Genomic DNA, 15,149 nt, shown 5'->3' on the forward strand with positions numbered 1-15,149 from the left:
GGCGGGAACGCCGCCAGCGGCGGCCGGCACGGCCAGGCCCAGCGCGCAGAGCGCCGCGACCGCGGCGAAGGTCTTTCCAGTCAAAGCTTTCACTCCCCGACTCCGGTCTTTTTTGACCACGATCTCCGGACGCCGAAAAGCGCCGACGGGTCGCGGTTTGCTCGGTGCATTTGAAAATGACACCGGTTTCCTCTAGACACAACAACACGGCCGCATCAGACGGCCCGAAGTCAGGGGAGTAAGCGGGGTGGGTGTTCAAACGGCCGAAATGACGGCGTCGGCGCCAGCCGACACGGCGGCGCGATTCGTGGCGGCGCGCCTGAAGGCGACCGCCCTGCCCGACTTCCCCGGCGACGTGCCGGCCGACCTGGAGACCGGCTACGCCTCCCAGGAGGCCGCCATCGGCCTGTGGCCCGACGAGCTGGTCGGCTGGAAGGTCGGCCGCATCGCCGACGCCCTACACAACAAGTACGGCCAGGCCCGCCTGGCTGGCCCGATCTTCCGCCGCAGCGTCTGGACGGCGAACGGCGAGGCGGTCGAATTCCCGGTGTTCGCCGGCGGCTTCGCCGCGGTCGAGGCCGAGTTCGTGTTCCGCATCGGCGTGGACGCGCCGGCCGACAAGACCGAGTGGACCACCGAAGAGGTGGCCGAGCTGGTCGGGGCCCTGCACGTCGGCATCGAGACGGCCGGCAGCCCGCTGGCCACCATCAACGACCTGGGGCCGACCGTGGTCGTCTCCGACTTCGGCAACAACGCCGGCCTGATCCTGGGCCCGAGCGTGGACGACTGGCGCGCGCGCCTGGACGACCTGACCTGCGAGACCTTCGTGGACGGCGTCTCGGTCGGCCGCGGCGGCGCGGCCTCCCTGCCCGGCGGCCCGCTGGGCGCGCTGAAGTTCCTGGCCCGCCACTGCGCCCTGCGCGGCCGCCCGCTGAAGGCCGGCCAGCTGATTTCCACCGGGGCTGCCACCGGCATCCACGACGTGGTCGCCGGCCAGAGCGGCCGGGTCGAGTTCGCCGGGTGCGGCGATATCGCCTGCGTCGCCGTGACGGCCCAGGCTCATACTGAAGACACCAAGAACGTCCGCACCGCCTGACGGCGGCTGACGGACGCGAACGATCGGGAAGAAGCGCTCGGCCCCCGACGGGGGCCGCCAAGGACCGGGGAGGGTTCATGAGCGTCGAGACACAGGTCGGCGTCGCCGCAGGCGTCGCCGCCCCCAGCGAGCGCGTCGGGCGCTATCGCTGGGTGATCGTCGGCCTGCTGTTCACCGCCATGGTGATCAACTACGTCGACCGCCAGACGATCGGTCTGCTGAAGGGCGACCTGACCACCGCGTTCGGTTGGAGCGAGACCGACTACGCCGACATCATCTTCTACTTCCAGGCCACCTACGCGGTGGCCTACCTCGTCTTCGGCCGCATCGTCGACAAGGTCGGCGCGCGCTGGGGCTTCGGCCTGGCCTTCCTGATCTGGCAGGTGGCGCACATCGCCTGCGCCGGCGCCCGCTCGCTCAACCAGTTCATCGCCGCCCGCATGGTGCTGGGCGTCGGCGAAGGCGGCGGCTTCCCGGGCGGCATCAAGGCGGTGGCCGAGTGGTTCCCCAAGAAGGAACGCGCCTTCGCCACCGGCCTGTTCAACGCCGGCACCAACATCGGCGCCGTGGTGACCCCGCTGGTGATCCCGTGGATCGTCACCGACCTGGCGCTGGGCTGGCAGGGCGCCTTCATCGTCACCGGCGTGGCCGGCCTGATCTGGCTGCCGATCTGGCTGATGGTCTACCGCCACCCGAGCAAGCACGCGAAGGTCTCAAGCGCGGAGCTGGCCTACATCCAGAGCGACCCGGCCGACCCGGCCGAGAAGGTCTCCTGGTTCAAGCTGCTGACCGTGAAGGAAACCTGGGCCTACGCGCTGGGCAAGTTCCTGATCGACCCGATCTGGTGGATGTTCCTGTTCTGGCTGCCGGATTTCCTGGGCAAGCGTCACGGCCTCGACCTGAAGAACTTCGGCCCGCCGCTGGTGGCCATCTACCTGATGTCCGACGTCGGCAGCGTCGCCGGCGGCTGGCTGTCCTCGACCCTCATGAAGTTCGGCCAGAGCCTGAACAGCGCGCGCAAGTACGCCATGCTGCTGTGCGCCCTGTGCGCCGTGCCGGTGGCCTTCGCGGCCGAGGCGTCGAGCCTGTGGGTCGCGGTCGGCATCATCGGCCTGGCCACCGCCGCCCACCAGGGCTTCTCGGCCAACCTCTACACCCTGCCCAGCGACGTCTTCCCGCGGAAGGCGGTGGGCTCGGTGATCGGCATCGGCGGCATGATCGGCGCCCTGGGCGGCATGGCCATGTCGAAGTTCGTCGGCGCCATGCTGGAGCAGAACTTCGGCTACACGCCGATGTTCATCATCGCCGCCACCACCTACCTGGTGGCGCTGGCGGTGGTGCACTGGCTGTCGCCGCGCTACGCCCCGGCGAAGATCTGACCCCCGGCGAAAGCTGGAAACGAGAACGCCGCCGCAGGCCCCTGCGGCGGCGTTTTCTTTGCCGGGAACGGAAACCGCGCGCACCGGGTCGTACGACCGGCTCGAACGACGCCCCGCCCCGGGGACGCCGCGGCCGCGGAGATCCGCCATGACCGCTTTCAACGTCGTGCGCTTTCACGTGAAGCCGGGACGCGACCAGGAATTTCTCGACGCCCACGCCCGCGTGAAGCGCGACTGGCAGGGCATGCAGCACGCCAACCTGATCAAGACCGGCGAGCACGCCTACTGCATCGTCGGCGAGTGGGACGACATGGAGGCGCTGGCCGCCGGCCGGCCGCAGATGATCGCCACCCTGGACAGCTTCCGCGACACGCTCGAGGACCTGGGCGGCGGGCTGGGCGTCACCGACCCGGTGTCGGGCCCGGTGGTGCTTGAGCTGAAGTGACGCCGCCTCCCCTTTAGTTCCTCAGCCCGGCGGCGGGCCGTAGTCGGGCGGGTACTTCGCCCAGGGAAAGCCCGCCACCGCCATGGCGTGCCCGTAGTCGAACAGGGCGCGCATGTAGTGGGTGTCGAACTGCTTGACGTGCGGCACGTCGAACTGGCGCGGAATGTAGGCCAGGTTGTAGTCGAGGCCGTCGCGCCTGGCGGTCAGGTAGATGCGGTCCAGGTCGCCGATGCCCTGCGTCGCGATCAGCGAGGAGACCGCCCGGTCGGCGATGCTGAGCGTGCGCCGGTCGACACTGGCCCACTCCGGGTCCAGCCGGGCGTTGCGGATGATGTAGAGGTTGCGCGTGCGGGCCGCGCGCTCCTCCTTGGAGAACTGCCCCAGATTGAAGGCGGGCGGATACAGGAACACCTGCCGCGTGGCGCCGCCGTCGACGTGCATTTCCTGATAGCGTTTCCCGTCGGCGGTGACGTCGATCATCACCGGCGGGAAGGCGCCGGGAATGGAGGCCGAAGCCACCATGATCCGCTGGAACAGTTTGAGGGCGCCCGGATCTTTGCTGGCGGCGATGGCGGTCATGTTCCAGACGACCGGCTCGCGGGAATCGAGGTCGGTCGTGCCGATCATCAACAGCCGCCCCTTGGCATACTCCGCGGCGATCTCGTCCAGCAGGGCCCGGTTGACGTAGCGGTCGATCAGCTTGTGCATCGGGGCCGTGCTGGCCATGGCGTCGCTGAACAGGGCCGCGGTGAAGAAGCGCTTGGTGAAAATGTCCTTCTGCGAGACGTCGGTGTAGGTCTCCTTCAGCACGTGGTCGTACTTCGGCCCCAGGAAGGCGAAGGGCGCGATCAGGGCGCCGGTGCTGACCCCGGTCACGCCCTTGAACTCGGGGCGGTCGCCCCGCTCGGTCCAGCCGACCAGCAGACCGGCCCCGAAGGCGCCGTCGTCCCCGCCGCCCGAGACCGCCAGGAAGGCGACCGGCGGCAGGGGTTTTCCCGCCTGCCCGGACTGGGCCAGCCAGGCCTTCTCTCGCTCGAACGACTGCAGCGCCTCCTGCTTGAAGGCCGCGTCGTCACGGGTGGGGAAGTAGCGGGCGTTCGGCACGACCGTCTGGGCCTGCGCCGTGAGGCCGACCGGCACGGCCGGCAAACGCTCGGGGGTGGCGCACGCCGCCGCCGCCATCACCAGTAGGGCGCCGAACAAGCGGGCGCCGAGGCGCGCCACGCCCAGGCGTCCATCTCTGCGATCGGCGGCCGGGGCGGGCATTGCGCGAACTCCTGACTATCGACGGAAGAACTCCGGAGTTTTGGCGGGCGTTGCGGCCCCCGGCGGCGAACCCGCCGGGCTCAGGGCGCGCGGCGCACGAGATCAGGTCTTTCCCGGATTTGCCGGCTCCCTCCCCCGTGGTCCCGTGCGCGTTCGCCCGACACAGGAGGCCGTCATGATCCGCACGCCAGGCTGGACCTCACGGCGCGAGACCCTCGCCGGTCTCGTGCTGGCCGCCGCCGCGACACCGGCCCTGGCGCGCCAGAGCGGCGTCAGTCCGGAGCTGCCGGCGCAGGCGAAGGCCGCGCTCGACAAGCTGCTGGAGAGCAACCCGGGCGCGCGGAAGATCTACGGCCAGGCCGCCGCGGTGCTGGTGTTCCCGAAGATCACCAAGGCCGGTCTCCTGGTCGGGGGTGCGACCGGCGACGGCGTGCTCTACGCGCGCGACCAGCCCGGCGGCTACTACCGCTGGACCGCGGCCTCCTACGGCCTGCAGATCGGCGAGGAGACCTACAGCTACGCCCTGTTCTTCATGACCGACGAGGCGCTGGCCTACCTGCAGAAGACCGACGGCTGGGAGGTGGGCACCGGCCCGACCCTGGTGGTGGCCGACGAGACCTACGCCAAGGAGGTCTCGACCATGAACCTGGACAAGGGCGTCTACGTGTTCATCTACGGCCAGAAGGGCCTGATGGCGGGCGGCGGCGTCCAGGGCGCGAAGATCACCAAGATCCAATAGCGCCATGCCCGAAGCGGCGACCGAAGCCCAGGCCGCGGCCAAGCGGCGAGCGGAGATCATGGACATCGTCGCGGCGGTGGTTCTGGCCACCGCCGGCCTGCTGACCGCCTGGGCCGGTTACCAGGCGTCGCGCTGGGACGGCGAGCAGCTGGCCCACTACACCCGCGCCGACGAGCTGCGCGTGGACGCGTCCGAGGCGTCGGCCCACGCCGGCCAGATGATGATCGTCGACGTGCTGGTGTTCGACGACTGGCTTCACGCCGAGGCGGCCGGCGACGCCGCCCGCGCCGAGTTCTACCGCCAGCGGTTCCGCCCCGAGTTCGCAAGGGACTTCGAAGCGTGGCGCGCGGCGCGCGAGCGCTCGCCCCAGACGACGCCGCCGACCCCGTTCGCCGAGCCGGCCTATCGGCGCGCCGCCCAGACGGAATCCGCCGCCCTCGTCCGCCAGGCCCGCGACGAGTTCGCCGCCGGCCGCACGGCGAAGGCGACCGCGGACCGGTTCGTGCTGGCCTCCGTCCTGCTGGCCAGCGCCCTGTTCTTCGGCGGCATCTCGCAGGTGACCCGGCGCCACTGGGTGCGCGCCGTCATGCTGGTCCTGGGCCTGTTCGGCTGTATCGCAGGCCTTGCGGCGATCCTGACCCTGCCGCGGATCTAGTCTCCGGCGGCGCTGGCGGGCGGCGGCGGCGCCACGCGGGGCGGCAGGCTCGCCATGGTCTGGACCACCACGCCGGTGATCTTCGACGGATCGGGGTTGTTGCCGAGGATCTGCTTGGCCGAGCCGTGCCAGACCGCCTGCTTGGTGCGGGCGTCGAACACGTCGATGTTCAGCACGCCCTCGGTGTACTGCTCGACGTCAAGGCCCAGGCCCCAGGCGCCGTAGCTCTGGACGTCGGTCTCCTGGTGGGCGCCCATGTTGAACATCACGATCAGGCTGCCGGGCGAGGACAGCGTGTAGCCCTTGGCCGCCATCTGGCCGTCGATCGCGTCCTTCACGCGCTGGCCCAGCACCGGGTCGACGCGGGCCGGCATGGTCGAGGCGGCCCACTGGTAGCTGCTGAACTGGCCGAAGTTGACGCCGGGCGCGACGTCGGAGCTGACCTGGGGCGTCGAGGCGCAGGCGCCCAGCGCAAGCGCGAGCAGGGCCGAGGCGAACAGGCGGCGGTGCATGGGCGGCTCTCCTCCGATCCCCCGAGCGGGTGATGGTGGAGCGTGCGGCCATGCGCGTCGATGCGGTGAACCCCCGAGGCCGCCAGGCGAGAACCCCGAGACGGGCGGCTCAGCGGCTGCGGCCAAGCTCGGCGGTCATGACGTTCATCTCGGTCTCGCGGCGGGTCAGGATCAGGCCGCCGGTCGGACGCACGGCGAAGCTCGCCACCTGGAACAGGCCCGCGGAGTCGGCCAGCGCGGTCTCGCGTCCGCTCGCCAGGTCGCGGCGGCTGATCCGGTCCTGCTGACCGGTGGGGGCGCGGCGGGCGAAGTAGAGCGATCCGCCGACGACGTCCCAGTTCATCCAGTCGGCCGGCTGCAGCGCGGGCTCGAAGATCCGGGCCGGCCCCTTGGCGACGCGGTCTTCGACGGGGATGCGCCAGATCCCCGCCCGACTGTCTAGCATCACGAACAGGGCGCGGCCTTGCGGATCGAGGCGCACTGCGCGCGGCCCGTCCCCGGTCACCGCCTCGGCCGGGCCGCCGACGTCGGCGCGCACGCGCCAGACCCGCCAGGCGCCCGACCGCCGCGACGCGAAATAGACATGCCGGCCGTCGGCGGACCAGACCGGCGAGGCGTCTTCGGCGGCGTCCGACGTCAGGCGCAACAAGGCGCCGGCCCGGTCGGCCACATAGAGGTCCCCGCCCCCCTGGCGCGCCACGGCGAACACGACCCGGCCGCCGTCCGGCGACCATCGCGGCTCGGTTATCGTGGCCTTGCGGAACCCGGTCAGGGGGCGCTGCACGCCGCCCGACGAGAGCCACAGCTGCTCCTCCCCCGAGCGGTCGGAGACGTAGGCCAGCGCCCCGTCCGCCGCCGCGGTCGGAAACCACTCCGAGGATTGCGAGCTGACCGGTACGGTCGCGCGGATCCGCTCCGGCTCGACCGAGGGCCCGGCCTTGTCGACCAGGTAGGTCTGGTCGCGGACGACCTCGAACGCGAGCAGGTCGCGATCCCGCGAGCCCGAGAGCGAACGGAACTCCAAAAGCCCGCTGGAGACCCGGCGCGGCTCGCCGCCGGACAGCGGCGCCCACCACAGCCCCGTGTCGCTGGTGCGGTTGGAGGAGAACAGCAGCCCCTTGCCCGTCCGGTCCCAGGTCAGGCCCCAGATCCGGTCCCCCTCGCGGGTGATCTGCCGATCCTCGCCGGTCGAGAGGTCGACCACGTGCACGTCCGAGGCCGCCCAGGTCTCGCGCCGCAGGAAAGCCAGCCGTCGGCCGTCGCGGGAGATCACCGGCTCGTCGTCGCCCCAGAGCCCGTCCGGACTCTGGGTCACCGCGCGAACCTTCCCGGTCGCGAGCTCCAGCCGGAAGATGGCGCTGGAGCGGCCCGGCGCGGGCTTGTCCGAGAAATAGAGGGCGCGCCCGTCGGCCGCCCACGCCAGACGGGCGTCGGCGGCGGCCTTGCAGCGCCCGACCAGGCGCTCGGGCCCGTCCGGCATCCGATAGGTGTAGATCCGGCACAGGTCGCCCTCGGCCGGCGAGCGCCGCGCGAAGGCGATCGAGGTCCCGTCGGGCGACCAGGCGGCGTTCTCGTCCACCCCGGCGTCGCTGGTCAGGCGCACGGGATGCCCGCCGCGCAGGGCCAGCAGGTACAGGTCCTGGTTTCCCGGCGTGAGCTGGTGCGAGCTGTAGACCAGGAAGTTTCCGTCGGGCGACAGGGCCGGCTGGTGGAAGTTCGAACGCGCCGACAGGACCCGCGTCAGGGACTCGATCGCCGGCGCGCGGGGCGTTCGGGCCGCGGCCGCGAACCCGACCACGCCGAACACGGCGACCGCCGCGGCCGCCCCCGCGATCACCCGCGTACGCAGCGACCAGGGCGCGCGGCGTACGCTCGGGGCTTCGGGCGCGGCGAAGACGTCGGCTTCGTCCGCGCTCTCCGTCTCCGGCTCCGGACGCGTCTTGCGGCGTCCCGTCCGGATCTCGTTGAACAGCTGCAGGGTCTCGGGTTCGGGCGCCACGCCCAGCTCACGGCCGATGTGGGCGGCGAAGTCGCGATAGTGCGTCAGCGCCGCGGCCGGGCGACCCTGGCGCACGTGCAGGCGCATCAGCACGCGATGCGCGCGCTCCTCGAACGGATCGAAGGCGATCACCCGCATGGCCGCCTGCGCCGCCGCCTCCGCCGACGCGCCCGTGGCCAGCAGGCGCTCCAGGGCGCTCGCCATCAGCCCGGACGCCAGGGTGCGCAGGCGCTGGCGCTCGCGCAGCATCCAGATCTCGAACTCGGAAGCGTCCCGGACCGCGAAGTCCTGCAGGAAGTCGCCGTGATAGAGGTCCACCGCGGCGCCGGCCCGGTCGGGATCGTGCTCGGCCTCGGCCGCGGCCCGCTCGAACGCGTCCAGGTCGACGCTGAGCCCGCCGGCCACGACGCGCACGTAGTCGCCGTCGCGCTCGAGGATGTCCGCCGCGCCGTGCCGCTCGCTCTCCCGACGCAGCAGGGACAAGGCCTTGCGCAGGTTCGTCGCCGCCTGCGGCGCGTCCACGTCGGCCCAGAGCAAGGCGGCCAGCCGCTCACGCGAGGCGCGGCGCTCGGGCTGACGGACGAGATAGGCCAGGAGGGCGAGCGCCTTGCGGGTGGCGGGCGTCGCCGACGCGCCTGAGGGCGCGCGCAGTTCGCAGCGCCCCAGCAGGCTCAAACTCCAGACCGGATCCCCCACCCTCGCCGGCTCCCCACGCCCGTCCGGCGGCGAGCCGACGTAAAGCGTCGCGCGCGAAACCTCCGCCGAAGCGGACCGCGCGAGCCATTGGTACGCGAGTCAGGGAGTGAGGGGTAGCCGCCGCGCCGTCAGGCCGCGCGACGCGGCAGGTTCAGCCGCAGCCCGGGATCGGTCAGCGCCCGGCGGATCAGGTCGGCCTGGCGGCTTTCGCCGGTCTTGGCGAACAGGCTGCGCAGGTGGGTGCGCGCCGTGGACACGCCGACGCCGACGCGCTCGGCGTAGTCGGACAGCCGCTCGCCCTCGGCCAGGGCGACCAGCAGGCGGGCCTCGGCCGGGGTCAGCTCGTAGGCCTGGCGCAGATGGTCGTCGGCGAGCGGCTGCGGCGGGCCTGCGCTGATCAGGACGGCCAGCGCCTCGCCGGCGTCGTCGGCCTCCAGCGGCGTCACCAGCATCGACGTCCCTTCCGCGTCGTCGTCGGCCGAGCGCAGCCGCACGGTCGTCGCCGAACGGCGCTCGACCGCCCCGGCGAGGGCCGCGCGAAAGGCCGCCGTATCCCGGCCGGCGCCGGTCACGCGCCCGTCCAGGACGGTGAGGCCGGAGCGCAGCAGGGCGCGCCCACGATCATTCACCGCCCGCACGCACCCGCGCGCGTCGGTCACGATCAGCGCCACGCCGACGTGCTCCAGCGCCTGCAGGCTGGCCCGCGCCAGCCAGTCGTCCGGCTGGGGCCGATGCGTGGTCACGACGGCCAACTCGCCGCTGCGGATTACGGGCGCCACGCTCATTGCATTCCCTCCCAACCACGCGCGCCGACGGCCGCGTCCGGGACCGAGATGCCCCGGCGGCCGCTCCGCCAGCGTGACCGGGAGCGTGAAAAGCCCGTGAAATCGACCGCTCGGGCCTGTGTCAGGCCGCCGCGTGCAGCAGCGGATCGGACATCACCCGGCGGATCAGGTCGGCCTGCCGCTGCTCGCCGGTCTTCTGGAACAGGCTGCGCAGGTGGGACTTCACCGTGGTGGTCCGGATCGACGCGCTCACGGCGTAGTCCGACAGCCGCTCGCCGCGCACCAGCGCCGCCAGCAGGCGCGCCTCCGCCGGCGTCAGGCCGAACACGGACTGCAGGCGGGCCTCCTCCACGCCGCCCTGCGGATCGGAGAACAGCAGCATGACCGAGCCCCCGCCGCCGACCGCGTTCGCGGTTTCCCGGGCGGCGCGGAAGACGGACACCGACGTCGGCGCCTGGCCCGGCCGGCGCAGGCTGATCACCTTGGTCTCGCCGGCCGAAGCGGCCCGCTGGATCGCGCGGTGCAGCGCCCGGGTCGCATCGGGGCAACGCCCGTGCACGCGGCCGAGCGCGAGGGACAGAGCGCCCTGCTGCAGCTGGGCCTCCGCGACCAGATTGGCGAACCGCACGCGCGCGTCCGGATCGACGACCAGCACGCCGGCGCGCACGTGATCCAGCGCCTGCACGGCGGCCGCCGTCTCGAGGCTGGCGGTCTTCAGCCGGTCCTGGACCGCGAGGCTGCGGGCCATGTGCCCCGACAAGCGCTGAAGCAGCTCGACGTCACCCGCCTCATAGGCGCCGGCGCGACGGTCGCGTGCGGTGGCGACCACCACGTACTCTTCTCCCGCCCGATAGGGCGATGCGTAGAGCACCGCGTCCTGTCCCATGGGGCGGATGTAGTCGTTGAGGTATTCGCGCCACTCGCCGCCCGCCTCGGCCGCCAGATCGGCCTGGGTCAGAACCGCGCCCGGACGCGCCCGGGCCAGGCGCTGGGCGCCCCGGTCCAGCCGCCAGAAGTGGGCGGCGTAACGGTCGGCGACCGACGGGTCGGCGGTCGAGGCGTAGACGCCCAGCGGATGTTCGGCGTGCCGGCAGATGACGACCGGCCCGCGCAGCAGCCGCTCCAGCTCCTCCGCGAGAAACTGCCACGCCTGCGGCGTCACGGCCGCTTCGTAGATCCTCTCGATAAGGGTCTCAATCAGGGCGCCGCTCATCGCGCGTCGCCTCCGCCGGAGCCGGAAAAGGCCTTGCTGTCCAAATCCCTACGCATCGCCATGTGTCACGCGACGGCCCGCACGCGGCCCCTGTCCCTGTGCGGGCAAACTCCCCGATCGCGTACCGGCCCGCCTCATCCAAACAAGGGAGGCGCACAGCTTCGAACCGCGCTAGCGGCTCGGTTCACGCGCGCCCTCCCCCTCCGAACGGATGGGGCGGCGCGGCGGCGGCGATGACTTCGTCCACGGACCGCACTGGTCCTGAAGGCGTCCATCCATGCCCTGCCCCGCCCGCGTCCGCGCCCGCCTCCTCCTGTCCGCCTCGGCCGTGTGCTTCGGCCTGGCGCTCGCCCCCTGCCGCGCCGCCGCACAGCAGGCCGACACGCCGGTCTGCGGCGCGCGCTGGCCGGTCACGGTTCGGGACGACGCGGCCGACGCGCTGGAGAGCTATGTGGTCACCCCGCAGTCGGCCCGTACGGGCGCCGGCGACGACGTGCGCCTGACCCTGGCCTCCTCCGACCCGCGGGCGCCGATCTGCCGCGTGAGCGGCTGGAGCGTGAACGGCGTGCCCGGCGGCGACCCCAGCGTGGGCATCGTCCACGGCACGGGCCTGACGGTGGCCTATCTGGCCCCCGCGCAGGTCGGCGAGAACGGGCTCAAGGTCACGGTGACGGCGACGGTGGAGACGCCGCCGGCGCTGGGCGTGCGCCAGGTCCAGCTGATGGCCGACATCGAGGTGGCCGCCGAGCGGCGCTCGACCTGCCTGCCGCTGGACAAGGGCCAGACCGGCGGCGACTTCGGCTGCCACTACTGGGCGCTGGGCCTGCCGCGCGAGATCCCCGGCACGGGCGACGGCCCGCGCGTGTTCGTCGACAAGATCCGGCTGAGCATCGAGGAAGACGCGGCCAACCGGCCTTACGAATGGCGCATCGCCGCCTGGACCCACGCCGAGGGCGCGCGGATCAGCGAGCAGTCCGACATGAACCCGTTCGGAACGCTGGAGGAGACGGCGCCCGGCCTGTTCCGCATGATCGACTCCGACGGGAACCCGACATCGCTCGAGCTGCACACGCGCGACGGCGGCGTGGTGCTCGACATGTTCAACCCCGACGCGCCGATGATCTTCGAGCTGGCGCGCGACCCGCGCGACTTCCCCAAGGTGGAGGATCCCAAGGCCCACGCCGTCGAGGGCCCTCTGCGGGAGTACCTGCAACAGCAGGAACAGGAGGCCTTCCGCCGGAAGATGATCCTGGAGCAGATGGAGCGCATGATCCGCGAGCGCGTGGCCGACCGGCAGACGCCGTCGGAGGACGACGTGGACCCGAAGCTTCGCGGGTTCAGCGAGATGGTCCGCCAGTGGGTGGCCGACCACCCGCCCGGCCCGACGGACTGAGCCGCCGGGGGCCGCCGGACCGGCCTTACTGCGGCAGCAGCACCGTTGTGGGCCGGGCGCCGCCGCCCACCAGGAACACGGCCTCCTTCTGGCCCTCTGCGATCACGTAGCTGACCTTGACCAGCTTGGCCCTGTCGAGCGCCGCGAAGAACCGCTTCACCCCGACCGCCTGGTCGGCGGCCGGCAGGTTCATGACCAGGGTGTCGCCCTGCACGTCCAGCCCGTCGCGGACGCAAGCCGTGTACTCCTCGCCGAACAGCGGGGCGCAGTCGCGCCCCAAGCCGGCCTCCTTCGCTTCGAGCTGCAGGTAGGCCATGTCGAAGGACATCACGCCGTACCGATCGGGATCGGTGTCCACCGGGTTCACCACAACGACCGGCGCGACGTCGTTCAGCATGCCCTCGCTGAGCTGGGGCAGCTTCAGGGTCAGCCGATAGCCGGCGGCGGTGCGCTCCAGCGTGAACTGCTCGCCGAGCTTGCTGGCGGCCGACAGCACGCCGGGCCCGGCGCTGTCCCAGGCGGCGGCGGCCGGGCCGGCGGCGGCGGCGAACGCCAGCGCGGCGGTGAAGAAGAGCGCCTTCATGTCCGATCTCACAGCTTGGTCAGTTGGGCCGCGTCCATCGCGCGGGCGAAGGCGAGCAGTTCCGACGAAGCCACCTCGTAGCCCTCGACGATCACGGTGCAGTCGCCGAACCGCACCTCGATCCGGCCGCTCCGGTTGCCCGCCTCGTAGGTGAGGTAGCCCTTGGCGCCGGAGACATCGACTTCGGACGTCACGCGTCCGGCCTCTTCCGGATCCGGGCCGAGGCGCGGCTTGGACATCGCCCCGAACAGGGCCGAGCCGCCGAGCGCGCCGCGCGTGAGGGTGACGCTGACGCCGCCCTCCTTGCCGCCGAGGCGGGAATACTCCTGGTAGACCTTGCGCGAGCGGTCGAAGACGCCGGCGTCGTCGAACAGGCCGTCCGACTTCCAGCCGCCGACCGGCTTAGGCACGTAGCGCAGCAGGTCGACCTTGGCCGCCGCTTTCGGGTCGTCCTTGGCCTGGTCGGCGCCCCGCAGCTTGAGCGGGCCGAGGCGCGATTGGGCGGCGGCCGGCTGTGCGCCGATCAGCGCGAGGGCGGCGGCGGCGAGGATGAAGGCTCGCATGTTGGGTTCCATGTCCTGTCGAAGGGGCCGCTCAGCGGATCTGGACCAGCTCGACGCGCCGGTTGCGCGCGCGGCCGTCCTCGGTGTCGTTGGACGCCAGCGGTTTGGTCTGGCCCATGCCGGCCGCCTGCAGCCGGCCCGGCTCGACGCCGTGGGCGGTCAGCCAGCGCACGACCGCGTCGGCCCGGGCCTGCGACAGCGTGCGATTGGCCTCCGGCGCGCCGACCGCGTCGGTGTGGCCTTCGACGCGCAGCTTCAGCTGCGCATGCTCGCGCATGAGCTTGACGACCTGCTCAAGGGCGGCGTCGGAGTCCGGGCGCACCTCGGCGCGGCCGGTGTCGAAGTTGATCCCGTAGATCGCCACGTGGCCGTCAGCGCCCAGCGCCGCATACAGCTTGCCGGCGTCGACGGCGTAGACCTGCTCCATCGCCTTGGGTTCGGCGATGGCGACGAAGGACTCGACGTCCGCGGTGACGTCGTCGGTCTCGATGTTGACGATCACGCTCCCCTGCCCGGGCCGGTCCAGCCGGTAGGCCGCGAACTGGCCGCCGTTGGCGGCGATCTCCACGTCGGGCAGCTTCAGCCCCGCGCCCGCGGTGATCTTCACGAAGCCGGCCTGTTCCAGCGCCGCGCCGTAGTTGCGGATGACCTGCAGGGCGGACTCGCCGCCGGGGTGATAGGCGTGGATGCGCGTCACCCGCCCCTCGATCGCCGCGGTCCGCGCGCCGCCCTTCGGCTTCGTGCCGTCGACCAGGGTGATGCTGTCGAAGTCCTTCATGTCGAAGGAATCCGTCTCGGCGCCGGGGTAGTTCTTGACGATCGGGTGCTCCTGGGGGCCGTCCTCGCCCGCCCAGGCCGGGGCGCCGCCAAGACCGAGCGCCGCCGTGAGCGCCACGCCGAGGGCGGCGCGTCGCATGTCGCGTTTCATGATCTGGGTTCCCATCAGGAGCGCGCGTCGGCGTCGTCGACCATGTCGCCGGGCTGCATGCCGGCCGGGCACGGGCCGGCCCAGCGGCTGTCGACGCTGAAGCGGACCGGCGGGATCGACGCGCCCTCGACCTGGCTGGTCACCGTCGCCTCGATGCGCACGCGGCGCGCGTCGCCGCGCACCTGGCCGACCACGGTGCTGGTCGCGCCCATCTGGCGGCAGGTGGCGGTGTAGTCGAAGCCGCCCGCGACGGGGCGCCGCTCGGCCTGGCCGCAACCGGCGCTGGCCGGCGCGACCTGCTGGAACATGTCGTGCGACTTCTGGACGACCAGGTCCACGCAGGCGCGGCTCTTTCCGGGCGCGGTCTCGCCGTCGAGGGCGGCCTTCGTCTCCCACAGGCCGGGCGTGAGGAAGAGCGGCCCGCTGACGCCGGGCGCGGCCGACGGCGCGACGATCGACGCGGCCGGGGCCGCCTGCGCCGGCGCGTCGCCGGCCTCGCGCTTCGGCTCGTCCGAACAGGCCGCCAGGGCCAGTCCCGTGCAGGCCACGATCGCCAATCTGTGCATGACGCCCTCCATCGCGCGGCCGGGTCCGGAGGACTTTCCGGACCGGTCCGCTGCGACGGGCGTAGAGCGGGCGCGAGGCCGCCACGCCCTCCGTTCGGAGGGGACGCGCACGCGAATGCAGCGCGTTTCAGGGCGCGACGGCCCGCTTCACGGAGGTGGAGAAGCGATCAGCGAGGCCCGGAAACGCGAAAAGCCCCGCGAGATGCGGGGCTTTTCGGGAAGTTTGGGTGCGGGGACAGGATTTGAACCTGTGACCTTCAGGTTATGAGCCTGACGAGCTACCGGGCTGCTCCACCCCGCGGCAAACTTTGAGCGTAAGCGGAAGTGATCG

The 15,149-nt window shown here is 72.1% G+C and carries 15 protein-coding genes and 1 tRNA gene; 6 read left to right on the top strand and 10 right to left on the bottom strand.

Annotated features, from left to right (window positions below; translation table 11 throughout):
• Positions 1–247: 247 nt before the first annotated feature.
• The 3 genes from G3573_RS12915 to G3573_RS12925 all read left to right on the top strand — a co-directional run bounded on the left by G3573_RS12915 (position 248) and on the right by G3573_RS12925 (position 2,920).
• A complete protein-coding gene (locus G3573_RS12915; RefSeq protein WP_346427384.1) occupies positions 248–1,096 on the top strand; it encodes a 2-keto-4-pentenoate hydratase in 849 nt (282 codons plus the stop codon).
• A 77-nt stretch (positions 1,097–1,173) separates the two neighbouring features.
• The gene (locus tag G3573_RS12920; RefSeq protein ID WP_163261539.1) at positions 1,174–2,475 is read left to right on the top strand and encodes an MFS transporter; all 1,302 of its coding nucleotides are present in this window, start codon (positions 1,174–1,176) and stop codon (positions 2,473–2,475) included.
• Between the two features lie 148 nt (positions 2,476–2,623).
• On the top strand, positions 2,624–2,920 hold the full coding sequence (locus G3573_RS12925) for an antibiotic biosynthesis monooxygenase (RefSeq protein WP_163261541.1): 297 nt from the start codon (positions 2,624–2,626) through the stop codon (positions 2,918–2,920).
• A 21-nt stretch (positions 2,921–2,941) separates the two neighbouring features.
• Here the strand turns inward: G3573_RS12925 and G3573_RS12930 are convergent, their stop codons facing one another.
• A complete protein-coding gene (locus G3573_RS12930; protein WP_205598237.1) occupies positions 2,942–4,186 on the bottom strand; it encodes a patatin-like phospholipase family protein in 1,245 nt (414 codons plus the stop codon).
• Positions 4,187–4,361: 175 nt separating this feature from the next.
• Here G3573_RS12930 and G3573_RS12935 point away from each other — a divergent pair, with 175 nt between their 5' ends.
• On the top strand, positions 4,362–4,925 hold the full coding sequence (locus G3573_RS12935; RefSeq protein ID WP_163261543.1) for a lipid-binding SYLF domain-containing protein: 564 nt from the start codon (positions 4,362–4,364) through the stop codon (positions 4,923–4,925).
• A gap of 4 nt (positions 4,926–4,929) precedes the next feature.
• A complete protein-coding gene (locus tag G3573_RS12940) occupies positions 4,930–5,580 on the top strand; it encodes a DUF4337 family protein (protein ID WP_163261545.1) in 651 nt (216 codons plus the stop codon).
• On the opposite strand, the gene G3573_RS12945 is transcribed toward G3573_RS12940, so the two are convergent.
• From G3573_RS12945 to G3573_RS12960, 4 genes are all read right to left on the bottom strand, one after another.
• Positions 5,577–6,092 (bottom strand): DUF4136 domain-containing protein, encoded by a 516-nt coding sequence (locus G3573_RS12945; protein ID WP_163261547.1) that lies wholly within the window; start codon positions 6,090–6,092, stop codon positions 5,577–5,579. The genes G3573_RS12940 and G3573_RS12945 overlap by 4 nt on opposite strands.
• Positions 6,093–6,201: 109 nt before the next feature.
• Entirely contained in the window at positions 6,202–8,787 is a 2,586-nt protein-coding gene (locus G3573_RS12950) for a BTAD domain-containing putative transcriptional regulator (RefSeq protein ID WP_163261549.1), read from the bottom strand.
• Positions 8,788–8,915: 128 nt separating this feature from the next.
• Positions 8,916–9,572 carry a hypothetical protein gene (locus G3573_RS12955; RefSeq protein WP_163261551.1) on the bottom strand — a complete coding sequence of 219 codons (657 nt, stop codon included), beginning with the start codon at positions 9,570–9,572 and terminating at the stop codon, positions 8,916–8,918.
• A 121-nt stretch (positions 9,573–9,693) separates the two neighbouring features.
• The gene (locus tag G3573_RS12960) at positions 9,694–10,785 is read right to left on the bottom strand and encodes a helix-turn-helix transcriptional regulator (RefSeq protein WP_163261553.1); all 1,092 of its coding nucleotides are present in this window, start codon (positions 10,783–10,785) and stop codon (positions 9,694–9,696) included.
• Between the two features lie 277 nt (positions 10,786–11,062).
• Here G3573_RS12960 and G3573_RS12965 point away from each other — a divergent pair, with 277 nt between their 5' ends.
• Positions 11,063–12,178: a hypothetical protein gene (locus G3573_RS12965; RefSeq protein WP_163261555.1), complete on the top strand. Its 1,116-nt coding sequence runs from the start codon at positions 11,063–11,065 to the stop codon at positions 12,176–12,178.
• 25 nt (positions 12,179–12,203) lie between these two features.
• On the opposite strand, the gene G3573_RS12970 is transcribed toward G3573_RS12965, so the two are convergent.
• The 5 genes from G3573_RS12970 to G3573_RS12990 all read right to left on the bottom strand — a co-directional run bounded on the left by G3573_RS12970 (position 12,204) and on the right by G3573_RS12990 (position 15,119).
• Positions 12,204–12,761, bottom strand: coding sequence for a hypothetical protein (locus G3573_RS12970; RefSeq protein ID WP_163261557.1), 558 nt, complete (start codon positions 12,759–12,761; stop codon positions 12,204–12,206).
• An 8-nt stretch (positions 12,762–12,769) separates the two neighbouring features.
• On the bottom strand, positions 12,770–13,324 hold the full coding sequence (locus G3573_RS12975; RefSeq protein ID WP_163261559.1) for a hypothetical protein: 555 nt from the start codon (positions 13,322–13,324) through the stop codon (positions 12,770–12,772).
• Positions 13,325–13,355: 31 nt separating this feature from the next.
• The gene (locus G3573_RS12980) at positions 13,356–14,252 is read right to left on the bottom strand and encodes an OmpA family protein (RefSeq protein ID WP_163261561.1); all 897 of its coding nucleotides are present in this window, start codon (positions 14,250–14,252) and stop codon (positions 13,356–13,358) included.
• Between the two features lie 14 nt (positions 14,253–14,266).
• Complete coding sequence (locus G3573_RS12985) at positions 14,267–14,818, bottom strand: DUF3617 family protein (protein WP_163261563.1); 552 nt, start codon at positions 14,816–14,818, stop codon at positions 14,267–14,269.
• A gap of 224 nt (positions 14,819–15,042) precedes the next feature.
• Positions 15,043–15,119: transfer RNA gene (locus G3573_RS12990), tRNA-Met, on the bottom strand.
• Positions 15,120–15,149 lie beyond the last annotated feature (30 nt).

Source organism: Caulobacter sp. 17J65-9 (assembly GCF_010975005.1).
Lineage (GTDB): Bacteria > Pseudomonadota > Alphaproteobacteria > Caulobacterales > Caulobacteraceae > 17J80-11.